This is a genomic window from Micromonospora sp. NPDC023633, from assembly GCF_040640035.1.
Classification (GTDB): domain Bacteria; phylum Actinomycetota; class Actinomycetes; order Mycobacteriales; family Micromonosporaceae; genus Micromonospora.
In genome coordinates, this window is the sequence record NZ_JBFABB010000054.1 from 1 (window position 1) to 24,375 (window position 24,375).

Consider the following 24,375-nt stretch of genomic DNA (forward strand, 5'->3'; position numbering starts at 1 on the left):
CTCCTGCCGGGGGGGGCCGTCCCGGGGGCGGGGCTGTACCGGGCCGGGGCCGGGCCCTACGACGTGGTCGCGGCCGCGGTGGTCGGGACGAACGGGGGCTACGCCGCCTCGGACCGGACCGACGGGAGCGACGCCGGCGTGGGTCGGACCGGCGCGGGCGCCGCCGGCGTGGACCGGACGTCGGCGGGCGACGACGGCACGACGCGGCCGGCGGGCGACGCGACCAGTCCCGGCCCGGTGGTCGGGTCGGAGTCGAAGTGACCGGGCCGGAACCCGGCGACGACCTGCGCGACGTGGCGCAGCCCGGCGCGGGCGAGGTAACCGCCACGGTGATCGTCGACGCGCCGGCCGAGCGGGTCTTCGCGGCGCTGACCGCCTGGGAGCGGCAGTCGGACTGGATCCCCTTCACCACCGTCCGGGTGGTCGAGGGCGACGGCGGCGAGGGCAGCCTGGTCGAGGCGGTCACGGCGCTCGGCCCCGCCGTGCTGCGCGACGAGATGCGGGTGGTCCGGGTGGACGCGCCCTACGAGGTGGGCGTCGTGCACTGCGGGAAGCTGCTGCGCGGCCCCGGCGTGCTCCGCTGCACGCCGCTGGAGCGGAACCGTACCCAGGTGGTCTGGCACGAGTGGTTCCACCTGCCGGTGGGCCCGGCCGGTCGGGTGGCCTGGCCGGTGCTCTGGCCCGGGTCGAAGTTCAGCCTGACCCAGGCGCTGAAGAGGTTCGGCCGGCTGGTGGAGCAGGGTCGGCTGCCCTGACCCGGGTTTCGCCTGATCGACCCTGACCGGGTTCGCCTGGTCGACTCGACGTTCCTGACATCGGGGGGTCGGCGCGGCCGGGACGCCCCGACGTCGTCGACTCCGGTCGGACCAGGCCCGGCCGCCCAGGCGCGAGGCGGGACGGGAGGCCACGGGCCTGTCGGGGCGGTGCCCTAGCGTGGACGCGTGACTGACCTGGTGATCGGCGCCGACGGGCTGCCACGATGCGGCTGGGGGCACAGCACCCCCGACTACGCCGCCTACCACGACACCGAGTGGGGCCGGCCCCTGCGCGGCGACGACGCGCTCTACGAGCGGCTCACGCTGGAGGCGTTCCAGTCGGGGCTGTCCTGGCTGACCATCCTCCGCAAGCGGCCCGCGTTCCGGCTGGCCTTCGACGAGTTCCGGATCGACGCCGTGGCCGGCTACGGCGACGCCGACGTCATCCGGCTGCTCGCCGACGCCGGCATCGTCCGCAACCGCGCCAAGATCGAGGCGGCCATCGCCAACGCCCGGGCGGCGCTGGAGCTCCCGGAGGGGCTCTCCGCGCTGCTCTGGTCCTTCGCCCCGCCGCCCCGGCCGGCCCGGCCCACGTCGTTCGCGGAGGTGCCGGCGCTGACCGCCGAGTCCACCGCGATGGCCAAGGCGCTCAAGAAGCGGGGCTTCCGCTTCGTCGGCCCGACCACGGCCTACGCGCTGATGCAGGCCACCGGGATGGTCGACGACCACCTTGCGGGCTGCCACGTCGTGGCGGCGCACGCGGCGTGATGGGATGGAGGTTATGACGACCGACACCGCGCACCGAGTGGACGCGGCGCGCCCCGCCGACGGCACGGGCGCCTGGGCGGTGCTGCTTCCGACCGGGCGCTACGAGGCCGAGCGGCTCGTCCACCACGACACGCTCGAGCTGACCGGTCTGGCCGACGCCGCCCGGCCCCACCCCGGCGACCGGGTGGCCGTGCTGGCCGGCGCGCCGCCCCGGCTGGTGGCGCTGGGCCGGGTCGCCGCGGCCAGCGGCCAGGAGCGGGAGGATCCGGACGACCCGCAGTCCGAGCGGGCCGAGGCGCCGCTGGTGGTGGCGTACACCCGGCGGGCCTTCGACGAGCCGGTGCCGGCCGACGCGCTGGCGCTCGACGGGCCGCTGACCGCACTGGACCCGACGGCCTTCCGGGAGCTGGTCGACCGGCTCGGCCCGCCGCCGCAGCGGCGCTCCTGGTTGGTCAGCCTGGACCTGCCGATCGAGGCCGCGTCGCCCGCCGATGCGGTCCGCCTGTTCTGGGCCTACGTGCAGGAGCTGGGTCCCCGCGAACTGCCCGCCTTCGTCTCGCCCGCCGGCGACGAGCTGGCCATGCAGGCGTTCGTGCTCGGGGCGGAGGCGAACCAGGATCCGGAGGAGGACGACTGACCGACCCCGGGTGACGTCGCCGCGACGACGCTCGGGCCGCCGCTGCCGGTGATCCGCGCACGGTCCCGGCCGGCGTCCCGCCGCAGGTGCGGCCCACAGCCCGGTCCGGCCGGCGTCCCGCCGCCGGCGCCGCCCACCGCCCGCGGAATGTCGGGGCGGGCCGGCCGGGGAGGCGTCAGCGGCCCTCGAAGACCGGCTTCTGCTTGTTGACGAAGGCCAGGGTGCCGGCGCGGTGGTCGGCGGTGCCCCCGCAGATCGACTGCGCCTGCGCCTCGGCGGCCAGGGCGTCGGCCAGCGTGCCCGCGTCGGCGATGGAGAGCTGCCGCTTGATCGCCCCGTACGCGACGGTCGGGCCGGCCGCCAGCCGGGCGGCCAGCTCCTGCGCGGTCGGCAGCACCTGCTCGTCGTCCTCCACCAGGCGGTTCAGCAGCCCGAGCTGGCAGGCGTCCGCCGCGCGCACCGGCTCGGCCAGCATCAGCAGCTCGACGGCCTTGGCGTGCCCGACGAGCCGGGGCAGCGTCCAGGAGGCGCCGGTGTCGGCGGCGAGCCCGACCTTGGCGAACGCCATCAGGAAGCTGGTCGACGGCCCGCCGATGCGGATGTCGGCCAGGAAGGCCAGCGAGGCACCCGCCCCGGCGGCCATCCCCCGCACGGCCGCGACCACCGGCTTCGGCAGGTTCGCCAGCCGGGCGGCGATCGGGTTGTAGTGCGCCCGGACGGTGTCCAGCGGGTTGCCGTCGGTGGACTCCAGGGCCTGCACGTGCTCGCGCAGGTCCTGGCCGGCGCTGAACGACCGACCCGCGCCCGCGAGCACCACCGCGCGGCAGGACCGGTCGGTCTCCAACTCGGCCAGCGTCTCCCGCAGCGCCTCCTTGAGCGCCACGTCGAGCGCGTTCATCGCCGTGGGGCGGTTCAGCGTCAGGGTGACGACGGCGTCGGTGCGGTCGACGAGCAGCGGCTCGGTCACTTCTAACGACCCTTCTGTCGGGCGATGCGGTTGCCGGCGTCGAGGCACTGCTCGACGTACCGGTCGGCGGCCGGCCGCAGCCGGGCCGCGTGCCGGTCGAAGAAACTGGCCGCGGCGGTGCCGGGCCAGCGCTCGGGGAGCAGCGCGGGGGGCAGCTGCGGGTCCCGGAACAGGAAGGTACGCCACGCGTGCACGAGCCGGAACCGGGCGGCGTACGCCTCCTCGTCGAGGCTGCGCACGGTGACGCCGGCCAGCAGCGGTCGCTGCTCGGCGACGAACTGCTCGTACGCCTGGCCGATCTCCGCCAGGTCCCAGGCCCGGCGCACCACGCCCATCGCGCCGGGGGTGCCGGCGGTGTGCGCGGCGGTGAACCGCTCGTAGCGCACGCCCGCCTCGTCGAGCAGCACGTCCACGTCCTCGCCCGGTCGGGTCGCCACCCAGGTGCACTCGTCCAGGGCGCCGTAGCCGAGGAAGGTCAGGTTGGCGGCGAGCCGCTGCCGGTCCCGCCGGGACAGGGGGGCCTCCAGCACCAGCAGGTCGAACCGCCCGTCCCAGGTGATCCGGCCGGTCCGGTAGATCCGCGCCGCCGCCTCGTCCAGCCGGCGGGCGGCTTTCGGTGTGATCGAATAACCCGGCCCGGAGGTCAGCCGGCACGGGTCGAGCCACCCCTGGCGGACCATCCGGGAGACCGCCGTGCGCACGGCGGGCGGGGCGATCCCGAGCGGCGCCAGCAGCCTGACCAGGGCGGCGACGGGTGCCCGGCCGCCCCTCGCCCGGAGGTGGTCGCCGTACAGGTCGAAGAGTGCCGACCGTGCCTGCATGACCGCACATTGTGACAGGCATTCTCAGGATAAGCTAGATGCTGTTACATCAATGCTGCTTCGGTTTGGGTCCGGCGGTGTTCATCAGGGAAAATCGTTGGTCGACACCCCCGCGTAGGTTGCGGGTGGTCAAGACGAAGTGGCTGTGGGGCAACCCACCGACCCTGGTGTAGGTCTGAGGGGAGACAACATGGCGGCGATGAAGCCGCGGACGGGCGACGGTCCGCTGGAAGTCACCAAGGAGGGCCGGGGCATCGTCATGCGCGTCCCGCTGGAGGGCGGTGGCCGGCTCGTCGTCGAGATGACTCCCGACGAGGCCAACGCGCTCGGTGACGCACTGAAGGCAGCCGCCGGCTGACCGAGGAACGGCCCGCGCGCCCGCGCGGGCCTTTCGTCAAACCCTGAGCCACCGGCCCCGCCGGTGGCTCAGGGTCTTCATTCCCCGCGGAGCCACGCTCCGCGAGCTTCCTGGAGGTACGGCTCCGCGTGCTCGCCATCCGTCTGCTCGCCGAGCCGGACCGGCTCGACATCCTCGTTCTGCCCGTCCGGCCCGGTCCGGGCGACGACGACCCGGCCCGACCGGCCCCGACCGGCGCGGCGCTGCCCGACGACGTGGTCGAGGAGGCCGCCGCCCTGGTGCCGGCGGCACGGCTGACCGGGCGCCCCGGCGAGGTCCAGGCACAGCTGCGGCCCGGGCGGGACCCCGGCCGGCTGCTGCTGCTCGGCATCGGCGAAAGCGACGAGGCGGCCTGGCGGAAGGCCGGCGCGGCCCTGGCCCGCGCCGCGAAGGATGAGACACGCGTCACTTTGGCCATGCCGGCGGAGGCCACCCCGGCGGCCGTACGCGGGCTGGTCGAGGGGCTGCTGCTGGCCTCGTACCGGTTCCGGCTGACCGACGCCGACGCCGCTCCCGCCCTGGCGGAGGTCGACGTCGTGGTGGCCGACCCGGACGCGCACACCGCGGCCGTGGAGGTGGCCCGGACGACGGCCCGGATGACCCGGTTCGCCCGCGACCTCACCAACACCCCCTCGTCGGTCAAGAACCCGCAGTGGTTCGCCGACCAGGTCGCCGCCCACGCCGTCGACGTGCCGGACCTGCACCTGCGGGTACGCGGGCCGGCCGAGCTGGCGGCCGAGGGCTTCGGCGGGATCCTCGCCGTCGGGGGCGGCTCGGCCAGCGGCCCGCGCCTGGTCGAGCTGGACTGGCGGCCGGCCGACGCGCGTACCCACGTGGTGCTGGTCGGCAAGGGGATCACGTTCGACACCGGCGGCATCTCGATCAAGCCGGTGGCGTCGATGAAGCTGATGCGCAAGGACATGGCCGGGGCGGCGGCGGTGGTCGCGGCGACCCTCGGCGCGGCGGCCCTGCGCCTGCCGGTCCGGGTCACCACGCTCGCGCCGCTGGCGGAGAACATGCTCAGCGGCTCGGCGTTCCGCCCCGGCGACATCATCCGCCACTACGGCGGCATGACCAGCGAGACCACCAACTCCGACGCCGAGGGGCGGCTCGTCCTGGCCGACGCGCTCGCGTACGCCGTCGCCGAGCTGGAGCCCGACCTGCTGGTCGACCTCGCCACCCTCACCGGGGCGAACGCGGTCGCGCTGGGCAAGCGCACCGGCGCCCTCTACAGCGACAACGACACCCTCGCCGCGGACGTGCTGGCCGCGATCGCCGCCGCCGGCGAGGCCGCCTGGCGGATGCCGCTGCCCAGCGACTACGCCGAGCACCTCGGCAGCGAGCTGGCCGACCTGCACAGCTCGCCGGACCGGGGCGCCGGGTCCGTGATGGCCGCGCTCTACCTGCGGGAGTTCACCGGCGAGCTGCGCGACCGGTGGCTGCACGTGGACATGTCCGCGCCGTCGTGGGCCGACGGCGACGACGCCGAGCTGACCCGAGGCGCGACCGGCTGGGGCGTACGCTCGCTGCTGCGCTGGCTGGGCTCGCTGGGTTGACCGCCCGGCGGCGCCCGCCCCCGGCGGGCCCCCGGTCAGCGGCGGCGGGTCAGCACTTGACGGCGGCGAGCAGCCCGTGGCCGACCGGCAGCAGCGCCGGGATCCAGTGCTCCGACTCCCGGATCGCCTTGATCGCCTCGCGGACGGTCACCGTCTCGACGTCCCGGGCGGCGGGGTCGCCGACCCGGCCGCCGGCCAGCGTGCCGTTGAGCGCGAGCACGCCGCCCTGCCGCAGCAGCCGCAGCGCGGCGTCCACGCAGGCGGCGAACCCGGTCGCCTCCGCGTCCACGAAGACCAGGTCGTACGCGCCGTCGGCGAGCCGGGGGAGCACGTCCAGCGCCCGGCCGGTGATGATCCGGGTCCGACCGGCGGCGAAGCCGGCCTCGGTGAAGATCCGCCGGGCGATCCGCTGGTGCTCGACCTCGACGTCGATGGTGGTGAGCACGCCGTCGGCGCGCATCCCGCGCAGCAGCCAGACCCCGCTGACTCCCGTGCCGGTGCCGATCTCCACCACCGCCCGGGCGCTGCCGGCGGCGGCGAGCAGCCGCAGCGCCGCGCCGGCGCCGGGGGTCACCGCCTCGAGGCCGACCTCGTGGGCCAGGCTGCGGGCGGTGCGCAGGACGAGATCCTCGGTCACGTACGACTCGGCGAAGTGCAGGGCCTGGGCCGTCGACGTGCCGGAACCGGCGACCGTGGCGATGGGACACCTCCGGGCGGCTCGTGTGGTGCGGGAGCGGGTGGGCACTGTGAGCCTAGAGGCGACGCCGAACGGGCGCAGCCGCGCGTCCGCCACCCGACGATCACGGTCGGCAACCGGTGACTCCATCCGCGGCATCCGTGTAATCCTGGAAGCGGTGTTCCGGCGAGCGCGACCGGGCGACGCTGTCGCCGGGTCCGTGGAGCGCGGGAGCCGGGGATGGACTGGGAGGGCACCGACGTGACCGACGGCTGGGACTGGCGCCAGCCCGGGGGAACTCCGGCGCCGGCGCGACCGCCGGTGCCCGGGTTCCCGCCGGTGGCCTCGCCGCCGACGCCTCAGGGCGCCGGGGGTGGCACGACTTCGCCCTGGTGGTCCGACGCGCTGGCCGACCCGTGGCGCGACCCGGCCGCGCCGGCCGCCGTGGTGCTGCCGGCCGCGCCGAGCCCCGGCACCGAGCCGGAGCCGGTCAGCGACCCGGACGCGCCCGGCCGGCCGACGCTGCGGCAGCTGTTGCTCATCCCGTTGATCACCGCACTGCTCGCGGGCAGCCTGGGCGGGGCGCTCGGGTACGCCTTCGCGGTGCGTGGAGGTGCTGCGGCCGGCACGGTGCTCGGCGCGGACCCGCAGGCGCCCGGCCTGGCCCAGCGCAGGCCCGAGTCGCTGGCCGGGGTCGCCGAGCGGGTGCTGCCCAGCGTGGTGACCGTCCGGGTGGCGGGCCTCGGCGGCACGAGCGAGGGTTCCGGCTTCATCGCCAGCGCCGACGGGCACGTGATCACCAACGACCACGTGGTGGCGGGGGCGACCGGCAAGGCGTCGGTGGTCTTCAACGACGGCAGCTCGGCCCCGGCGACCGTCGTCGGGCAGGACCCGGAGTCCGACATCGCGGTGATCAAGGTCTCCCGCACGGGCCTGCGGCCGGTCGAGTTCGGCGACTCCGACGCGCTGGCCGTGGGCGACCCGGTGCTCGCCATGGGCTCGCCGCTCTCCCTGGCCAACACGGTCACGGCGGGCATCGTCAGCGCCCTGGACCGGACGATGCGGGCCGGCGAGCCCGGCGGCCCCACGCGCTACTACGCGGCGATCCAGACCGACGCGGCGGTCAACCACGGCAACTCGGGCGGCCCGCTGGTCGACGGCGCGGGCCGGGTGATCGGGGTCAACTCGACCATCAAGTCGCTGGTCTCCGACGGGCAGGAGGCGGGCAACATCGGCCTGGCCTTCGCCATCCCGATCAACCAGGCCAAGCGGATCACCCAGGACATCATCGGCACCGGCAAGGCCCGGCGCACGGTGATCGGCGCCCAGGTCGGCGGGGCCGGCGCGGGCACCGGCGGGGCCGGCGTACGCCTGGCGGCGGTGGAGCCGTCCGGGCCGGCGGCCGGCGCGGGGCTGAAGGCCGGTGACGTGATCCTGAAGCTCGACGGGCGGCCGATGACCGAACCGACCGACCTGATCGCCCTGGTGCGGAAGTTCGCGCCCGGCGCGGTGGTGACCGTGGAGTACCGCCGGGGCGCCAACCGGCAGAACGCCTCCGTGACCCTGGCCGCGGACGCCAAGTAGGGGCCGGTCACCCCTCCCCGGTTGGCACCCGACGTGCGTAGTCTTGCTGCTGACCGAAGGAGGCCCGCGCAGTGTTCGAGAACCTGAACTGGTGGGAGATCGGTGCGCTACTGCTCCTGGCGCTGCTGATCTTCGGTGACCGGCTGCCCACGGTGATCAGCGACGGCCTGCGCATGGTGCGCAACCTGCGCACCATGGCCAGCAACGCCACCACCGACCTCAGTCGCGAGCTGGGCACCGACATCCAGCTGGAGGATCTGCACCCGAAGGCGTTCATCCGCAAGCACCTCCTCAGCGAGGAGGACGAGCAGGCGATCCGTAAGCCCCTCCAGGGCGTCTACGACAACCTGCGGGCGGACGTGACCGGTGTGCACAACGAGCTGAAGGACGTCGCCTCCGCCGCCGACCTGCGCGCGAGCGGCAGCCGCCCGGCCGCCGCCACCGGTGGTGCCCCGGCCCCCGCCCCCCGCGTCAGCTACGACGACGCGACCTGACCCCGCCGCCGCAGGACGGCGACGGGGGCGGCGCTCCCCAGGGGAACGCCGCCCCCGTGCGGGTGGCGACAGCGCCGGCCGTGGCCGGCATACGGTCAGCGGCCGGCGGGCTTGAGGCCCAGCGGCTTGCCGAGCAGTGACTCCCGCCGCACGGCGAGCCGGTCGGCGACCTGGCCCAGCGCCTTCGCGGCCGGCGACTCCGGCGCGGCCAGCACGATCGGGGTGCCCTCGTCGCCGGCCTCGCGGACCCGGGTGTCGAGCGGGACCTGCCCGAGCAGCGGCACCTGCGCGCCGATGGTCTTCGTCAGCGACTCGGCCACTGCCTGGCCGCCACCCGCGCCGAAGACCTCCATCCGGGAGCCGTCCGGCAGCTCCAGCCAGGACATGTTCTCGATGACGCCGACCACGCGCTGGTGGGTCTGCAACGCGATCGCGCCGGCCCGCTCCGCCACCTCGGCGGCGGCGGTCTGCGGGGTCGTCACGATCAGGATCTCGGAGTTGGGCAGCAGCTGGGCCAGGGAGATGGCCACGTCGCCGGTGCCCGGGGGCAGGTCGAGCAGGAGCACGTCCAGCTCACCCCAGTAGACGTCGGCGAGGAACTGCTGCAACGCCCGGTGCAGCATCGGGCCGCGCCACACCACGGCGGCGTTGCCGGCGGTGAACATGCCGATCGAGATGACCTTCACGCCGTGCGACTGCGGCGGCATGATCATGTCCTCGACGCGGGTCGGACGCCCGTCCGCGCCGAGCATCCGGGGCACCGAGTGGCCGTAGATGTCCGCGTCGACCACGCCGACGGAGAGCCCACGGGCGGCCAGCGCGGCGGCCAGGTTGACCGTCACGCTGGACTTGCCGACGCCGCCCTTGCCGCTGGCGACCGCGTACACACGGGTGCGGGAGCCCGGCTGGGCGAAGGGGATGACCGGCTCCTGGGAGGCGCCGCCACCGCGCAGCTTCGACTGGAGCTCCTGGCGCTGCTCGGGGCTCATCACGCCGAACTCGATCGTCACGCCGGTCACCCCGGGCACCGCGCCGACCGCGGCCGTGATGTCCGAGCGCAGCTTGTCCTTCAGCGGGCAGCCGGCGACGGTGAGCAGCAGCTCGACCCGTACGACGCCGTCGTCGCCGACCTCGGCGGAGCGGACCATGCCCAGCTCGGTGATGGGCCGGCGGATCTCCGGGTCGTTGACGGTGGCCAGCGCGGCCTGGATCGCGTCGGAGACGGTGCTGACGGGTGCTGACATGCCCGCAATGCTACGTCGGCGCCGATGCCCCACCGCGTCAGCGGGGGGCGGTGTGAGCGAATCGATGGCGGCGGCTGGGGTGGCCGGCATACCGCGCGAAGCGGGACGATCGGGGCGGGTGCCCCTCGCCCGGCCGCTCAGCCCTCGGCCTCCCGGCCCTCGGCCTCCCGGCCCTCGGCCTCCCGGCCCTCGGCCTCCCGGCCCTCGGCCTCCCGGCCCTCGGCCTCCCGGCCCTCGGGCTCGCGGCCCTGGGGCTCCCGGCCCTCCGGCTCCCGGCCCTCCGGCCGGGCGTCGCGGGCCCAGTCGCCGTCCAGGTCGTCGCGCGGCTCCTCCAACCCGTCGCCGTGCTGCGGGATCTTCTCCTGCTGCCGGCGCTCCAGCCGCTGCCGGCGCCGGCCCGCCTCGTCCAGCTCCTCGGCCAGCCTGGCCAGCTCCGAGCGGAGGAAGTCCCGGGTCGCCACCTCGCCCATCGCGTTGCGCAGCGCGGCGATCTCCCGGGCCAGGTACTCCGTGTCGGCCTTCTGCATGGTCGCCCGCCGGCGGTCCTCCTCCAGGGAGACCCGGTCCCGGTCGGCCTGCCGGTTCTGCGCCAGCAGGATCAGCGGGGCCGCGTAGCTGGCCTGCAGCGACAGCACCAGGGTCAGGAACGTGAAGGTGTACGGGTCGAAGCGCAGGTGCGCCGGGGCCAGCGTGTTCCAGCCGAACCACAGCGCGATCACGATCGTCATGTAGACGATGAAGTTCGCGGTGCCCATCCCCCGGGCGATCCCCTCGGACCACCGGCCGAAGGCCTCCGGGTCGAACCGGGGCAGCTTGACGCCCCGGGGCTCGCGCGGCTGGTCGAGCCGCTGCGCCCGTCGCCGCTCAGCCATCCGCGCCGTCCAGCGTCGGCTCGGCGGTCCTCGGGTGCCCGGCGGCGTCCCGGTCCCGCCAGTCCCGGGGCAGGAGGTGGTCCAGCACGTCGTCGACCGTGACCGCGCCGACCAGCCGGTTGTTGCGGTCGATCACGGGCATGGCGACCAGGTCGTACGTGGCCATCCGGCGGGTGATCTCCGGCAGCGGCGTGGTCGGCCGCAGCGGGTCGATGTCGTTGACCACGATGCCACCGAGCAGGTCGGCCGGCGGCTCGCGGAGTAGCCGCTGGAAGTGCACCATGCCGAGGTAGCGGCCGGTCGGCGTGGTCATCGGGGCCCGGGACACGAAGACCTGCGCGGCGATCGCGGGGGAGAGCTGCGGCTCCCGGATCCGGGCCAGGGCCTCGGCGACGGTGGCGTCCGGCGGCAGGATGACCGGCTCGGAGGTCATCACGCTGCCCGCCGTCCCCGGCGTGTACTTGAGCAGCTGACGCACCGGGTCGGCCTCGTCCGGCTGCATCAGGTCGAGCAGCACGTCCTGCTCGGGCGGCGGCAGCTCACTGAGCAGGTCGGCGGCGTCGTCCGGGTCCATCTCCTCCAGCACGTCGGCGGCCCGCTCCCGGTCCAGCGCGGCCAGGATCTCCACCTGGTCGTGCTCCGGCAGCTCGCTCAGCACGTCCGCCAGGCGCTCGTCGTCCAGCGCGGCGGCGACCTCGTTGCGCCGGGCGTCGGGGAGGTCCTGGAGGGCGTTGGCGAGGTCGGCGGGGCGCATGTCCTCCAGCACCGAGAGCAGGTTGGCCGTGCCCCGGCTGTCGGCGATGCCGCTGAGCCCGCGTACCCGCTCCCACTCGACCTGGTGCAGGTGGCCCCGGCGGGTCAGCCGGCCGGTCTGCTCGCGTACGGCGACCCGGGCCAGCGACCACTCGCCGCCCCGGCTGCACTCCATCGCCACGTCGACCACGGAGCCCGCCTGCCCGCCGGGGTCGATCTGCACCCGGCGGTCCAGCAGCTCCTGGAGCACGAGCAGCTCGTTCGGGCGCTTCTCGAAGCGTCGCAGGTTGAGCGTGCCGCTGCCGAGCACGACCGCGTCGGCGTCGATGGAGGTGATCCGGTTCAGCGAGAGGAAGATCCGCCGCCGCATCGGCATCTCGGCGACCAGCCCGACCACCTCGGGCGGGCGTTGCGTCGGCCGCAGCCTGGCCACCGCGTCGCGGACCCGGCCCACCTGGTCGCCGTTGGGATCGAAGACGGCGACTCCGGCGAGCCGGGCGAGGTAGACCCGGGTCGGCGTGCTCACGGGCACCAGCCTAAGCGCCTAGTGTCTATCAACATGTCGACCTTGGCCTACGAGATCGTGGACGTCTTCACCGACCGCCCGTTCGCCGGCAACCCGCTGGCGGTGGTGTTCGGCGCCGAAGGACTGGCCACCGAGCAGATGCAGGCGCTCGCGCTGGAGTTCAACCTCTCCGAGACGGTGTTCGTCCTTCCGCCCACCCAGGTCGGCGCCACCTACCGGGCCCGCATCTTCACTCCGGCCGAGGAGCTGCCCTTCGCCGGCCACCCGAGCGTCGGCGCGGCGGTGACCGCCAGCCGCCGCGGCATGTTCGGTGTGGGGCAGGTCATGCAGGAATGCGGGGCGGGCGTGCTGCCCGTCGAGGTGACCGCCACCGGGGCGACGCTGACGGGCGGCGTCCCCACCCTCGGCCCCGAGCTGGACCCGGAGCCGCTGCTGGAGATGGCCGGGCTCACCGCCGACGACCACGTCGGCCCGGCGCCCCGGGTGGCCGGCTGCGGGCTGGAGTTCCCGTACCTCCCGGTCCGTCCGGACGCGGTGGCCCGCGCCCGGGTCAACGCGGCGGCGGCGCAGCGGTACGGAGTGGAGCACGTCAGCGTCTTCTCCTGGGACGCCGCCGCCCAAACCGCGCACGCCCGGGTCTTCGTCCCCGGGCTCGGCGTGCCGGAGGACCCGGCCACCGGCTCGGCCGCCCTGGGGCTCGGGGTGTGGCTGGTCGCCAGCGGCCTGCTGCCCGCCGACGGGCGCGCGGAGTACACCGTCCACCAGGGCATCGAGATCAACCGTCCGTCCGTGCTGGCCTGCACGGTGACCGCCGCGGAGGGCCAGGCGGTGGGCGCCACCGTGGCCGGCCAGGTCATGCCGGTGGCCCGGGGCGAGATCATGGTCCCCCCGTTCGTCGGCTGACCTGCGGGGTCCGTTCCGCGCGCCCCGGGGCACGCGGAACGGACCTCCGGCTGGCGCCGACGGACCTGGGCGCGCCGACGGACCCCGGGCGCGCGGACGGACCCCGGGCGCGCGGACGGACCCCGGGTGGCGCTGACGGTCCCGGGTGGCGCGGACGGACCCGGGCGCGCCGACGGACCCGGGTGGCGCTGACGGGACGGGGGCGGATGCGGGAGGATGCCGGGGTGACCGACGCGGAGCGGACCAGCACGCCGCTGGTCGACGAGGCGATGAAGAAGGCCGCCGTGGCCTGGGTGAGCGTGGCCGGCGGGCCGGCGCTCGCGCTGTGGTGCCTGCCCCTGGAGGGGGCGCTCTTCGTGGTCAGCGGCCCCGGGGAGCAGTCCGCCCCGGGCCTGGCCGACGCGACCGAGGCGCAGGTCACCCTGCGCGGCGACCACGGCGGGCGGATCGTCACCTGGCCGGCCCGGGTGAGCCGCCTGGTGCCGGGCACCGAGCACTGGGAGACCACCGCGCCGCTCGTGGCCGCGAAGCGGCTGAACGCGCCCGGGCCCACGGCGGAGCTGGTGGAGCGCTGGGCGGCCGACGGCTGCGCGGTGAACCGGCTCGCCCCGGCCGGCGAGCCGGTCGCCGGCGCCGGTCTGCCCGCGGACTCGCTGGCCGAGGTGCCGCGCGAGACGCCGGCGGTCCGGGCGGCCCGCAAGCCGTTCCGCCTGCACCGGGTCCGCCGCCGCTGAGGCGTCCCGCCCGCACGGGGCCCGCCGCCGCTGAGGCGTCCCGCCCGCACCGGGCCCGCCGCCCGCCACGCCGCCCGCCGGTGGTGCGGTCGCTGCCGGTCACGCCCGATGTCGGTTCCCGGTGGCCCCGGGGACCCGGCGTCAGGAGAGGCCGCAACCGGCCGGCACGGCGACGACGGCCGGCACGGGCGCGTCCGTCCGCCCAGGGACCCGGTCGACGAGGCCGACCACCTCGTCGAGCGAGCGCAGCACTGGCCCGCTCCAGGCGGCGTCGGCGTTGAACACCATGTGGCCGGCCAGGTCGGGTGCGGCCAGCCGTACGGCGGTCATCCCGGCCCGCTCCGCCCCGGTCAGCTCCTGGCTGCCGCCGTCGCCGACGTAGAGGCAGTCCGCCGGCGCCAGGTCGAGCCGCCGGCACGCCGCCTGGTAGAGCGCCGGGTCCGGCTTGCAGCGCCCCACCTGCACGGAGAAGACCCGCACGTCGAGCAGCGGGGCGACCGGCAGCTGCGGCAGGAACGCCGGCAGCTCGTGCGTGCAGTCGCTGATCACCCCGGTGCGCAGCCCGAGCCGGCGCAGCGCGGCCAGCGTCGGGACCGCCTCGTCCCGCAGCCGGGTGTCGGCGCGTACGGCCCGGTGGCGGGAGGCGACCGCCGAGCGGACCGCGTCGTCGGAGGGGTGCACGCCGGCCTGCTCGCAGACCCAGCGCAGGGTCGCCTCGGCGTTGCCGAGTCGCCCGCAGGCCCGCTCGTAGTAGGTGCGGTCGAGCACGTCGACGAGCGTGTGCGGCGGGCAGCCGAGCAGCTCGGCGGTCGACCGGTGGGCCGCTCCCCGCTGGACGGAACAGGTCAGCGTGCCGAAGAAGTCGAACAGAACCGCCTGGTACGTGGGCATGGGAGAGCGCCTCCGGGCGGTAGGGGAATCGCCGGCGCGGACTGCATGATCGTAACGGAGCGCTGACGTTCCGTGGCGGCCCGCGACGTGTGAGGATTGCTCCCCGTGTCCCCCGCAGCGCACCGCCCGCCGTTCGACCCGGTGACCACCGGGGCGGTCGCCCTGGCCGTCGTCGCCGTCTCGTCGTCCGCGCCGCTGGTGGCCTTCGCGGCGGCGCCGGCGCTGGCCGTCGCGTTCTGGCGCAACCTGCTCTCGGTCGCCGTGCTCGGCCCGTTCTCGGCGACCCGGCGACGCGCCGAGTTCCGGTCGCTGACGGTCGGCGCCGGTCGGCGCGAGGGCGTCTACTGCGTGCTGTCGGGGGTCGCGCTCGCCGCGCACTTCGCCACCTGGATGCCCAGCACCAAGCTCACCTCGGTCGCCGCGGCGACCGCGCTGTGCGCCACCCAGCCGGTCTGGCAGGGGCTGATCGCCCGCGCCCAGGGCCGTCGGCTGCCGGGCGTGGTCTGGATCGGCATCGGGGTGGCGGTCGCGGGGGCGGGCGTGGCGACGGGGGCGGACTTCGCCGTCTCCGGCCGGGCCGTCGCCGGCGACCTGCTCGCGGTGGCCGGCGGCCTGTTCGCGGCCGTCTACACCGCGCTCGGCGAGCGCGCCCGCACGACGATCAGCACGACCACGTACACCACCATCTGCTACGGGGTCTGCGCGCTGGTGCTGCTCGTGGTCTGCCTGGTCGGCCGGGTGCCGCTGACCGGCTTCGACACCGGCACCTGGCTCGTCGTGCTGGCCCTGGTGGCCGGCGCCCAACTGCTCGGGCACTCGATGTTCAACTACGCGCTGAAGAAGGTCTCGGCGACCACGGTCAGCGTGCTGGCCCTGCTGGAGGCCCCGGGCGCGGCCCTGATCGGCTGGGCCTGGCTGGGGCAGCTGCCCGGGGTCACGGCCCTGCTCGGGCTGGCGCTGCTCCTGGCCGGCGTCGCGGTGGTGGTGCTCGGCGGCGCCCGCGCGGCCCGCCGCGTCCGACCGGTCCCCACCGTCGTTCCCGCCGACGCCGGCCCCGCACGCGGCTGACCCGCCAACTCGCGGGCGTCGCGCCACCCCGGCCCGTCCGCGGCGCCGGCAGCGCAGCCCGCCACCCCGGTCCCTCGCGGCAACGGGCGCCGGCAGCGGGTCGGGTGGCGGCCGTCAGGGGCGTCGGGCGACCACGGCGACCCTGGGCAGCGCCTCCGGGTCCGGTACGGGGGTGAGCAGGTCGTCGACGGCGGCGACGTGGCTCGTCACCCAGCCGGCGTCCGCCAGCGCGGAGAGCACGTCGGCCATCCGATGGGCGGTGTTGGTGATCGTCGTGGCGAAGGGGGTCGCGCGACCGTCCTCGGCGCGCAGCTCACCGGTGACGTGCAGCGGGCGGCGATCGCCGTCGAGCGGGCCCCGCGCCACCACCACCGAGACGGTCCCGTCCTGCCGCGTGACCGGTGGCACGTCGGCGAGGAGGCCCCTGACCGTGGACATGTCGAAGCCGAACCAGCCGCCCGGAGCGACCGCCCGGTGGACGCAGCGCAGGTAGGCGCGGACCCGGTCGATCCCGCCGACGTGGTTGACGATGTCGTAGGTGGAGACCGCGAAGGCGCAGGGTCGCGGCACCTCGAAGTCCGCGGCGTCCGCGGCCAGCAGCACCGCGTCGGTGCCGGCCAGCCGTTCCCGGGCGCGGGCGATCATCGGCGTGGAGACGTCCACCCCCACGACCCGGTAGCCGGCGGCGGCGAACCGGGCGGCCACGATGCCCGTACCGCAGCCGACGTCGAGCAGGCTCCGCTCCGATCCGGGTGCGACGTGCGCGTGCAGCCGCAGCCACGCGTCGCCCATCCGCTCGGGGTACGGCGCCCAGAAGCGGTCATACGCCGTGACGAAGGCGTCAACGTACTCGGCCATCGAGTTGCCTTTCGTAGTGCCGGACGGGGGAGCTGGACAACGGGACGAGCGCGGCGATGAAGATCACCGCGGCCAGACCGAGCAGGGTCGTCCGCACGCCGATCCCGGGTACGACGAAACCGGCGGCGATCATGACCGGCGGCCCCAGTCCCACCGCCCCCAGCCACTCGTACGCGCTCACGCGGGACATCGCCTCGGTGGGCACCTCGGACTGGACGGTCGTCTCCCACAGCACGCCGAAGACGTCGAAGGCCACCCCGGCCAGCACTGCGGCGAGGATCACGAACGGCAGCGCGGCACCGGATCCGAGCAGCAACGCCGGCAGTCCCAGCAGCGACACGGCGAGTACGGCCGTGCGCAGGGGACGGGTCGTCCTGATCCGCATCGCGACCAGCACACCGGCGAACATGCCCACCGCGTACCCGGCCAGGACGCCGGACCACGCGCCCGCGCCACCCAGGTGCGCCCTGGCGAGCAACGGCCCGGCGAGCCCGAAGGTGACCCCGACGGCGGCGTTGATCACGGCTGCGGCGAGCACGACCTGCCACAGCCATCTCCGCCGGACGAACTCCCGCCAGCCGTCGCGGAGCTCGGCCGGCAGGTTCCGCCTGGCCGGCCGGGCCGCCCCGGCGAGGCGCAGCCGCGCGAGGAGCCCGGCGGCGACGGCGAACGTCGCGGCGTCGAGGGCCAGCGCCCAGCCCGGCCCCAGCCAGGCGATCAGCGCGCCGCCCGCGGTGAAGCCCGCCACCGTGGCGGTGTTCGTGCCCAGCCGCAGCACGGCGTTGCCGCGCTGCCGCGCCTGCGGCGCGACGAGTTGCGCGGTCAACCCGTTCAGCGAGGGCAGCAGCAGCGCGGAGGCGGTACCGGCGACGGCCGCGCAGACGGCGAGGGCGGCGACGCTCGCCCGCCCGGTCAGGACGAGGACGGTCATCCCGCCGTACGCCGTGCCGCACATCAGTTCCGCCGCCACCAGTACGCGGTGCCGCGGCAGCCGGTCGCCGATGACGCCGCCGAGCAGCATCAGCGCGATCCGGGGCACCGAGATCGCGGCGAGCACCAGCGACAGCGCCGGAGGCGATCCGCCGGGAAGGTCGAGCACGGCGAAGGTCAGCGCGAGCGGGCCCATCGCGTTGCCGAAGACGGAGATCGTCCGGGCGGTGGCGAACAGGACGAACCGGCGCTCGCGCAGCGGGTCCGTCGGGCGGTCCACGGACGCGACGGCGTCGGTCATGCCCGGTCCGGGCGGACCAGCGCCTGCCACCGCGCCACCGGCTCGCCGGAGTCGAGCACGTGCAGCAGCGGCCGGCGGGCCACCACGGGGCACACGTGCCCGGGCAGCACCCGCAGCTCGTCGCCCACCGACACCGAGGCCGGGGAGACCGGCGCGCCGTCGGGGGCGGTCATCACGACACCGCTCATCCAGGTCTGGTCGGCGCCCGCGAGCAGCGCGTCGGCGTCGGTGCGCAGCACCCGCCCGTCGTTCCCGGTGACGGTCGTGGTGACGGTGATCGCGACCGCCTCGGGGTCGCACTCGCCCAGCCGGGCGAATCCGCCGTCGAGCAGCGCGTACGCGCCCGCGCACACCTCGGTCACGCCGGCGACGTCCAGCGCGCCGGGGAGGGTCGGGGTGCCGCCGACGCTCACCGTCGGGCAGGGCGACCCGGCCGCGCGGATCCGCTCCGCGACCGACACCAGCAGCCGCGCCTGGCGGCGGCCCAGCTCGGCCCGGTCGCGCGCGGCGGCGGCATCGGTGAGCCCCACGTACCCGGTCACGCCCGCCAGGCGCACCCCGTGCGTCCTCGCGACCGTGGCGGCCAGTTCCCCGGCGGCGTCGGGGTCGACGCCGACCCGGTGCAGACCGGTGTCGACCTCGATCCGTACGCCGAGTTCGACGCCGTGGGCCTCGGCCGCCGCGCCGAGCCCGGCCACCGCCTCCGGGTGGTCCACGTGCACCGTCACCGCGCAGTGCCGCGCGAGCTGCGCGAACCTGGTCCACCGCCACGGATCGCGCCACGGCCACGCCACCGCCACGTCCGTCACGCCCACCTCCAGGTAGGCCATGGCCTCGGCCGCGGAGTGGACCGCGACGCCCACGGCGCCCGCGGCCACCTGCCGGGCGGCGATCTCGGGGCTCCGATGTCCCTTGACGTGTGCGCGCAGGGCGACGCCGGCTTCGGCCGCGCGCCCGCCGTACCGCGAGATGTTCGCGTCCAGCCTGGCCAGGTCGACGGTCACCGTCGGCGTCATTCGCCGCGTCCGTGCCAGGCGTCCGGGGGGAAGGAGAACGCCACGTCGCCGCCGGCGAGCATCGCCGCCTGACGTTCCCGCTCGGCGGGGTGCGGCACGCCGACGCCGGACACGCCGAGGAAGATCTCGTCCGGCCAGGACAGGCCGAGGGCGTCCTCGACGGGCGCGTCGCGGGTGGCGGCGGTGAAGAACGTCCCGAGACCGAGCGCGGTCGCGGTGAGGTACACGGTCTGACTCAGGTGACCGACGTCGAGCAGGAGCGCACGGTACGCGCGTGCGGCCGGGTACTTCCACACGGTCCGGTCGAGCACCGCCGCGTACATCAGCAGGAAGCCGGCCTGGGCGGCGTGCGGCTGCCCGCCGCACCACCCGCGCAGCTCCTCCTCGCCGCTCGCGGCGGCGAGCCGCACCAGCTCGTGGCGGCGCACCGCGTAGTGGTAGACGCCGGGCTCCAGCCCCTCGACGTCGCGGACCACCGGATAGACCTCGACCGGATGGCGGGCTCCGCCGGACGGAACGGTCTTGAGCAGCGCCGTCCCGACCCCCGAGACGTCCACCTCGCGGCGGACGCCGGCCGTCCAGCGCAGCAGGGCGGCGAAGGCCGACAGCGGCACCGGGCGATCCGGGTCGAACCAGCGCGTCGAGCGCCGGGCGTCGAGGACCCTGGTGAAGTCGATCGCGGGCGGGTCGGCGCGGGGCAGGGCGATCCGCGGCCCGTCGTACTCCTTGACCGGGTCCGGCTGGCCGGTCTTGGCGCGCAGCACCGCGGCGTCCTCCGCCGCCGAGCGGAAGACGTCGCTGCCGAGCGTACGGCTGGCCAGGTGGTAGTAGGTGGCCGCCGGTCCCAGGTCGCGCCAGGCGCCGAGGCGTTCCTCCCGGGCGTGTTCCGGCGAACCCTCGGCGACGAGAACGTGGGCGTCGAGAAGCTGCTGCGCGAGCCGGCCGTCGAGCTCGGCCCAGTCGGCGTAGTCGCGCAGCAGCCTCTCCGCCTCAACAGTCAACGCGAACTGCCGGTGCCTCAGCGGATCGTCGCAGACCAGTTGACCGTCTCGCCACAGGAAGACGACCAGCCGCGACACACGGACTCGCACGACTGGTCAGGCTTCGACCGGCGGCTCCAGGCACGTCAGTTCCTGGTCGTAGTCGTCGGACGCCACCGGCTCGAAGGCCTCAACCTGCTCGGTCATGTGCGCTCTCCCCTCACCCATCGGCGTTGATCACTGCAACGCACCGTATCAGCAAGTCCACTGTGAACACACCCCCGCGCCGGATCGGCCGGGACCGCCCAGCCTCAGACCTCGTGGACCTCCAGCACCCGGGTGGTCGGGGCGGCGTCGCCCAGCTCGCCGCGCAGCGCCACCCGCTCCGGGTCGGCCAGGAAGCCGGCGTAGCCGTCGCGGCTGTCGAACCGGATCAGGTGCACCTCCGTACGCCCGTCGTCGGTGCGCTGCCGGCGCTCCAGCCGTCCGCCGTGCCGCCCGAGCAGGCCGAGCACCGCGTCCTCGTACCGCCGGCCGGCCTCGACCGCGTCGGGGGCCAGCTCCACCAGCGCCACCAGGCGCACGGCGGCGGCCGGGTCGGTGACCAGCGACTTGGCGAAGTGGTGGTCGACGTGGCCGCCGGGGATGCCCTCCCGGCGACCCGTGTCGAGGTAGCCGTGCCGCCGGTAGAACCCCGGGGCCTGGAACGAGAACGAGGAGACCGAGATCTCCGTACAGCCGCGCCGGCGGGCCTCGTCCTCGGCGGCGCGCAGCAGCCGGCCACCCCAGCCCTCGGCGCGGCGGTCCTCGCGCACCCACACCATGTCGATGCCGGCGCAGCCGCCCCAGGTCCACCCGGTGAGGCCGGCCACCAGCTCGCCGCCGGCGTCGTCGACCCGGACGACGAGGCCGGCCTCGTCGTCCGCGCCGGTCGCCCGGTTGTTGAAGGTGGTCAGCTCGGCGTCGAGCCGTGCCTGGAGTTCCTTGTCCCGGCCCAGCACCCGCAGGGTGCCGTCGCCGCCCGTCCCCGCGGGCCCGTCGTGCGTGTCGGTGCCGTTCCCCGTCGTCATGCGGCGGAGTATGGCAGCGCTCCGGCCACGGCCGACACCGTCACGCCGCGACGCCGACCGCCTCGGCGCTGGCCGTCCAGAGCCGGGCGGCGAGCTGCGGGTCGGCCGCCTTGGGCAGCGGCCGGCGCAGCCGCCGGTCGTTGTAGTAGCCGCCCGTGATCAGCCGCGCCGGGTCCTGCCTGGCCAGCCAGACCAGCGTCTCGGCGCCCTTCTCCGAGCTGCGGAACGGTAGGAACCGCATGCCCAGGGCGACCAGCCGGCTGTCGTTGCCGAACCGGCTGCGCACCACCCCCGGGTGGTAGGAGTACGCGGGGATCTCCGGCCAGCGCCGGGCCGCCTCGGCCGCGAAGAGGATGTTCGCCTGCTTGCTCGTGCCGTACGCCTGCATCGGCCGGTAGCGGCGCAGCGTGGCGTTCAGGTCGGCCGGGTCGAGCACGCCGCTGCGGTGCGCGGCCGAGGCGGTGACCACCATCCGGCCGATCCGGTCCCGCAGCAGGCTGCTGAGCAGGAACGGGGCCAGGTGGTTGGCCTGGATCGACAGCTCGAAGCCGTCGACCGTGGTGAGGGGCTGGAGCGCGATCGCCCCGGCGTTGTTGGCGAGCACGTCGATCCGGTCGTACGCCTCCCGCAGCTTCCCGGCCAGCCGGCGGACGTCGTCGAGCACCGCGAAGTCGGCCCGGAACAGCTCCGGTCGCTCGCCGGCCGCCTCCCGGACCTGTTCCGCCGCGGCCTGGAGCCGGGCCGGGTCCCGACCGACCAGTACCACCTGGTCACCGCGGCGCGCCAGGTCGACGGCGGCGGCCAGGCCGATGCCCGAACTGGCCCCCGTCACCACCACGAGTCGACGCCCAGTGAGATCTTCCACAGGCCCATTCACCCCGGTCACGGCACGAGGTTACCGTGGCGTCACAAAGGCCCTTGGGGGGATCGTCAAGCCCTCGCATTCTTCGTCAGGTGACGTCGGCGTGCCCTCCGCACGCTGGAAGGAGCGCATCCATGGCCGCAATCGGTCGCCCCCGCCGGTCCTGCCTCGCGGTACCCGGCTCCAGCGTCAAGATGCTCGGCAAGGCCCAGGGGCTCCCGGCCGACCAGGTCTTCCTCGACCTGGAGGACGCCGTCGCCCCACTGGCCAAGCCCGACGCCCGGAAGAACATCGTCGCGGCGCTCAACGAGGGCGACTGGTCGGGCAAGACCCGCGTCGTCCGGGTCAACGACCTGACCACGCCGTGGACCTACCGGGACGTCATCGACGTGGTGGAGGGGGCCGGCGCCAACCTCGACTGCGTCATGCTGCCGAAGGTGCAGAACGCGGCCCAGGTGCAGTGGCTCGACATGACGCTGACCCAGCTGGAGAAGACGCTCGGCCTGGAGGTCGGCCGGATCGGCATCGAGGCGCAGATCGAGAACGCCGCCGGCCTGGTCAACGTGGACGCCATCGCGGCCGCCTCGCCCCGGGTCGAGACCATCATCTTCGGTCCGGCCGACTTCATGGCCTCGATCAACATGAAGTCCCTGGTGGTCGGCGCGCTCATCCCGGACTACCCGGGCGACCCCTACCACTACATCCTCATGCGCATCCTGATGGCGGCCCGGATGCACGACAAGCAGGCCATCGACGGCCCGTTCCTGCAGATCCGCGACGTGGACGCGTTCCGCGAGGTGGCCAAGCGCTCGGCGGCGCTCGGCTTCGACGGCAAGTGGGTGCTGCACCCGGGCCAGATCGACGCCGCGAACGAGGTCTACTCGCCGGCCCAGGCCGACTACGACCACGCCGAGCTGATCCTCGACGCGTACGAGCACTACACGTCTGAGGCGGGCGGCCGGCTCGGCGCGGTGATGCTCGGCGACGAGATGATCGACGAGGCGTCCCGCAAGATGGCCCTCGTGGTCGCGGCGAAGGGCCGAGCCGCGGGCATGACCCGCACCTCGTCCTTCACCCCGCCGGGGGAGTAGTCCCGCCCTTCCGACCATCCGTGCCGCCCCGGTCCGTGCCGGGGCGGCACCGTCGGGTCAGTAGCTGGTGCCGCTGGTGTCGGCCTGGCTGATCGCGAAGACGATGACCGCCACGTAGAAGAGCATCACCAGCAGGTACAGGCCGGTGATGATCCAGCCGACGATGATGCCGGCCTTCGCCATGCCCTCGCCGCCCTCACCGGTCTCCCGGATCTGCTTCTGCGCGACGTGGCCGAGGATCGCGCCGATCGGCGCGGTGACGCAGGAGCCGATGCCGACCAGAGCGAGCACCATGGCGGCGATGGCGAGGCCGTTGGTCTTCTGCGGCGGGGCGTAGCCGTAGTTCGGGTAGGCGGGCGGGTAGGCGGCGGGCGCGGGCTGCCCGGAGGCCTGCTTCATCCCGGCGTACGGGTCGCCGCCCGCGTACGGGTCCGCCGAGGCGTACGGGTCGGCCGGCGCGTACGGATCGGCGCCGGTGGGCTGGGTGGGGATGGGCTGACCGCTCACCGGGAGGGCGGGGTCGGCGGGCGGGCTCGACTGCTGGCCCGACCACGCCGGGTCGTTCCAGCCGCCGGAGGGCGGGGGATATGTCATTCGTCTGCTCCGTAGGGTGCGGGGTGCGCCCGTTAGGGTAGTCAGCCCTGCCCAAACCCCGGGGCGTCGCCACCGGGTGTGCCGCGTTGCCCGGGCCGGAGGAAGCGGGCAGGATCCTGGCATGGTGATTGACGCGCGAGCCGCGGACCGCTCCGGCAGCCGACCGAGACGGGACGCGAGCCGCCCCGGCGTGGCCCGGCGCACCCGCGCCGCCGCCCAGGCGGGCGCCGCCGGCACCGACGAGCCCGCGCCGCTGCCGGACCCGGTGACCATGCGGCTCGACGGGAAGGTCGCCCTGGTCACCGGGGCGGGCAGCCCGGACGGCATCGGGTACGCGACGGCCCGCCGGCTGACCGACCTCGGCGCCCGGGTGGCCATCGTCTCCACCACCCGACGCATCCACGAACGGGCCGGCGAGCTGGGCGTGACCGGCTTCGTCGCCGACCTCACCGACGAGTCGGAGGTGGGCGCGCTCGCCGACGCGGTCGCCGAGCAGCTCGGTGACGTGGAGGTGCTGGTCAACAACGCCGGCCTGGCGAGCCGGGCCAGCCCCGAGGTGCTGCGCCCGGTCGCCCAGCTCAGCTACGACGAGTGGCGCGGCGAGATCGACCGCAACCTCACCACGGCGTTCCTGTGCAGCCGCGCCTTCATCGGCGGCATGGCGGAGCGGGGCTGGGGCCGGATCGTCAACCTGGCGGCCACCGCCGGGCCGGTCAACGCGCTGCCCACCGAGGCGGCCTACGCGGCGGCCAAGGCGGGCGTGGTCGGGCTGACCCGGGCGCTGGCGATGGAGATGATCGCCGACGGGGTGACCGTCAACGCGGTCGCGCCGGGCACCATCCACACCGCGGCCTCCACCGTGGCGGAGATCAGGCAGGGCCTCGGCACCCCGGTCGGGCGCCCCGGCACACCGGACGAGGTGGCCGCGGCGATCACCTTCCTCTGCTCGCCGGCCGCCTCGTACATCACGGGGCAGATGCTGGTGGTGGATGGCGGCAACAGCGTCCGGGAGGCCGAGTTCCGCTGA

General features: G+C 75.2%; 26 protein-coding genes and 1 pseudogene. 13 read left to right on the forward strand and 14 right to left on the reverse strand.

All coding sequences use genetic code 11. From position 1 onward, the window contains the following. The 4 genes from AB0G13_RS18275 to AB0G13_RS18290 all read left to right on the forward strand — a co-directional run. A partial coding sequence (locus AB0G13_RS18275; protein WP_357875579.1) for a hypothetical protein occupies positions 1–261 on the forward strand: 261 nt, incomplete at its 5' end. Next, a complete protein-coding gene (locus AB0G13_RS18280; RefSeq protein WP_357875581.1) occupies positions 258–755 on the forward strand; it encodes an SRPBCC family protein in 498 nt (165 codons plus the stop codon). The genes AB0G13_RS18275 and AB0G13_RS18280, both read left to right, overlap by 4 nt. 186 nt (positions 756–941) lie before the next feature. Next, positions 942–1,523 (forward strand): DNA-3-methyladenine glycosylase I, encoded by a 582-nt coding sequence (locus AB0G13_RS18285; protein WP_357875583.1) that lies wholly within the window; start codon positions 942–944, stop codon positions 1,521–1,523. Between the two features lie 13 nt (positions 1,524–1,536). Next, positions 1,537–2,160, forward strand: coding sequence for a hypothetical protein (locus AB0G13_RS18290; protein WP_357875585.1), 624 nt, complete (start codon positions 1,537–1,539; stop codon positions 2,158–2,160). Between the two features lie 175 nt (positions 2,161–2,335). Here the strand turns inward: AB0G13_RS18290 and AB0G13_RS18295 are convergent, their stop codons facing one another. Then, complete coding sequence (locus AB0G13_RS18295) at positions 2,336–3,127, reverse strand: enoyl-CoA hydratase-related protein (RefSeq protein ID WP_357875587.1); 792 nt, start codon at positions 3,125–3,127, stop codon at positions 2,336–2,338. A 2-nt stretch (positions 3,128–3,129) separates the two neighbouring features. After that, positions 3,130–3,948, reverse strand: coding sequence for a PaaX family transcriptional regulator C-terminal domain-containing protein (locus tag AB0G13_RS18300; protein ID WP_357875589.1), 819 nt, complete (start codon positions 3,946–3,948; stop codon positions 3,130–3,132). A 190-nt stretch (positions 3,949–4,138) separates the two neighbouring features. Between AB0G13_RS18300 and AB0G13_RS18305 the strand changes: the two genes are divergently transcribed. Together AB0G13_RS18305 and AB0G13_RS18310 are read left to right on the forward strand one after the other, a co-directional pair. Beyond that, complete coding sequence (locus AB0G13_RS18305) at positions 4,139–4,306, forward strand: DUF3117 domain-containing protein (protein WP_007455245.1); 168 nt, start codon at positions 4,139–4,141, stop codon at positions 4,304–4,306. Positions 4,307–4,434: 128 nt separating this feature from the next. Beyond that, on the forward strand, positions 4,435–5,901 hold the full coding sequence (locus tag AB0G13_RS18310; RefSeq protein WP_357875591.1) for a leucyl aminopeptidase family protein: 1,467 nt from the start codon (positions 4,435–4,437) through the stop codon (positions 5,899–5,901). Positions 5,902–5,950: 49 nt separating this feature from the next. On the opposite strand, the gene AB0G13_RS18315 is transcribed toward AB0G13_RS18310, so the two are convergent. Next, positions 5,951–6,538: an O-methyltransferase gene (locus AB0G13_RS18315; protein ID WP_357875680.1), complete on the reverse strand. Its 588-nt coding sequence runs from the start codon at positions 6,536–6,538 to the stop codon at positions 5,951–5,953. 279 nt (positions 6,539–6,817) lie between these two features. Between AB0G13_RS18315 and AB0G13_RS18320 the strand changes: the two genes are divergently transcribed. Both AB0G13_RS18320 and AB0G13_RS18325 read left to right on the forward strand, forming a co-directional pair. After that, positions 6,818–8,161, forward strand: coding sequence for a trypsin-like peptidase domain-containing protein (locus tag AB0G13_RS18320; protein WP_357875593.1), 1,344 nt, complete (start codon positions 6,818–6,820; stop codon positions 8,159–8,161). A gap of 71 nt (positions 8,162–8,232) precedes the next feature. After that, entirely contained in the window at positions 8,233–8,655 is a 423-nt protein-coding gene (locus tag AB0G13_RS18325) for a preprotein translocase subunit TatB (RefSeq protein WP_357875595.1), read from the forward strand. A 95-nt stretch (positions 8,656–8,750) separates the two neighbouring features. On the opposite strand, the gene AB0G13_RS18330 is transcribed toward AB0G13_RS18325, so the two are convergent. From AB0G13_RS18330 to AB0G13_RS18340, 3 genes and pseudogenes are all read right to left on the reverse strand, one after another. After that, positions 8,751–9,899: an Mrp/NBP35 family ATP-binding protein gene (locus AB0G13_RS18330; RefSeq protein WP_357875597.1), complete on the reverse strand. Its 1,149-nt coding sequence runs from the start codon at positions 9,897–9,899 to the stop codon at positions 8,751–8,753. Between the two features lie 290 nt (positions 9,900–10,189). Next, positions 10,190–10,771: pseudogene (locus AB0G13_RS18335) on the reverse strand (DUF1003 domain-containing protein); the annotation flags it as partial. Next, entirely contained in the window at positions 10,764–12,050 is a 1,287-nt protein-coding gene (locus AB0G13_RS18340) for a CBS domain-containing protein (protein WP_357875599.1), read from the reverse strand. The gene AB0G13_RS18340 and the pseudogene AB0G13_RS18335, both read right to left, overlap by 8 nt. 33 nt (positions 12,051–12,083) lie before the next feature. Between AB0G13_RS18340 and AB0G13_RS18345 the strand changes: the two genes are divergently transcribed. Together AB0G13_RS18345 and AB0G13_RS18350 are read left to right on the forward strand one after the other, a co-directional pair. Continuing rightward, positions 12,084–12,953 carry a PhzF family phenazine biosynthesis protein gene (locus tag AB0G13_RS18345; protein WP_357875601.1) on the forward strand — a complete coding sequence of 290 codons (870 nt, stop codon included), beginning with the start codon at positions 12,084–12,086 and terminating at the stop codon, positions 12,951–12,953. A 224-nt stretch (positions 12,954–13,177) separates the two neighbouring features. Continuing rightward, positions 13,178–13,687: a hypothetical protein gene (locus tag AB0G13_RS18350; RefSeq protein ID WP_357875603.1), complete on the forward strand. Its 510-nt coding sequence runs from the start codon at positions 13,178–13,180 to the stop codon at positions 13,685–13,687. Between the two features lie 141 nt (positions 13,688–13,828). Here AB0G13_RS18350 and AB0G13_RS18355 read toward each other — a convergent pair whose 3' ends face one another. Next, positions 13,829–14,578 (reverse strand): HAD family hydrolase, encoded by a 750-nt coding sequence (locus tag AB0G13_RS18355; protein ID WP_357875605.1) that lies wholly within the window; start codon positions 14,576–14,578, stop codon positions 13,829–13,831. 105 nt (positions 14,579–14,683) lie between these two features. Between AB0G13_RS18355 and AB0G13_RS18360 the strand changes: the two genes are divergently transcribed. After that, positions 14,684–15,646 (forward strand): DMT family transporter, encoded by a 963-nt coding sequence (locus AB0G13_RS18360; RefSeq protein ID WP_357875607.1) that lies wholly within the window; start codon positions 14,684–14,686, stop codon positions 15,644–15,646. A 114-nt stretch (positions 15,647–15,760) separates the two neighbouring features. On the opposite strand, the gene AB0G13_RS18365 is transcribed toward AB0G13_RS18360, so the two are convergent. The 6 genes from AB0G13_RS18365 to AB0G13_RS18390 all read right to left on the reverse strand — a co-directional run bounded on the left by AB0G13_RS18365 (position 15,761) and on the right by AB0G13_RS18390 (position 21,666). After that, entirely contained in the window at positions 15,761–16,504 is a 744-nt protein-coding gene (locus tag AB0G13_RS18365) for a class I SAM-dependent methyltransferase (RefSeq protein WP_357875609.1), read from the reverse strand. After that, a complete protein-coding gene (locus AB0G13_RS18370; RefSeq protein WP_357875611.1) occupies positions 16,488–17,735 on the reverse strand; it encodes an MFS transporter in 1,248 nt (415 codons plus the stop codon). Before AB0G13_RS18370 ends, AB0G13_RS18365 begins: the two co-directional genes overlap by 17 nt. Then, positions 17,732–18,751: an alanine racemase gene (locus AB0G13_RS18375; RefSeq protein ID WP_357875613.1), complete on the reverse strand. Its 1,020-nt coding sequence runs from the start codon at positions 18,749–18,751 to the stop codon at positions 17,732–17,734. Before AB0G13_RS18375 ends, AB0G13_RS18370 begins: the two co-directional genes overlap by 4 nt. Continuing rightward, the gene (locus tag AB0G13_RS18380) at positions 18,748–19,842 is read right to left on the reverse strand and encodes a SagB family peptide dehydrogenase (protein ID WP_357875615.1); all 1,095 of its coding nucleotides are present in this window, start codon (positions 19,840–19,842) and stop codon (positions 18,748–18,750) included. The genes AB0G13_RS18375 and AB0G13_RS18380 overlap by 4 nt, the downstream gene beginning before the upstream one ends. Before the next feature lie 200 nt (positions 19,843–20,042). Next, positions 20,043–20,801 carry a GNAT family N-acetyltransferase gene (locus AB0G13_RS18385; protein ID WP_357875616.1) on the reverse strand — a complete coding sequence of 253 codons (759 nt, stop codon included), beginning with the start codon at positions 20,799–20,801 and terminating at the stop codon, positions 20,043–20,045. A 40-nt stretch (positions 20,802–20,841) separates the two neighbouring features. Then, a complete protein-coding gene (locus AB0G13_RS18390) occupies positions 20,842–21,666 on the reverse strand; it encodes an SDR family NAD(P)-dependent oxidoreductase (protein ID WP_357875618.1) in 825 nt (274 codons plus the stop codon). A gap of 131 nt (positions 21,667–21,797) precedes the next feature. On the opposite strand from AB0G13_RS18390, the gene AB0G13_RS18395 reads away from it, so the two are divergent. Beyond that, a complete protein-coding gene (locus AB0G13_RS18395; protein WP_357875620.1) occupies positions 21,798–22,754 on the forward strand; it encodes a CoA ester lyase in 957 nt (318 codons plus the stop codon). Between the two features lie 57 nt (positions 22,755–22,811). On the opposite strand, the gene AB0G13_RS18400 is transcribed toward AB0G13_RS18395, so the two are convergent. Next, complete coding sequence (locus AB0G13_RS18400) at positions 22,812–23,348, reverse strand: DUF4190 domain-containing protein (RefSeq protein ID WP_357875622.1); 537 nt, start codon at positions 23,346–23,348, stop codon at positions 22,812–22,814. A 121-nt stretch (positions 23,349–23,469) separates the two neighbouring features. Between AB0G13_RS18400 and AB0G13_RS18405 the strand changes: the two genes are divergently transcribed. Then, a complete protein-coding gene (locus tag AB0G13_RS18405) occupies positions 23,470–24,375 on the forward strand; it encodes an SDR family NAD(P)-dependent oxidoreductase (RefSeq protein ID WP_357875624.1) in 906 nt (301 codons plus the stop codon).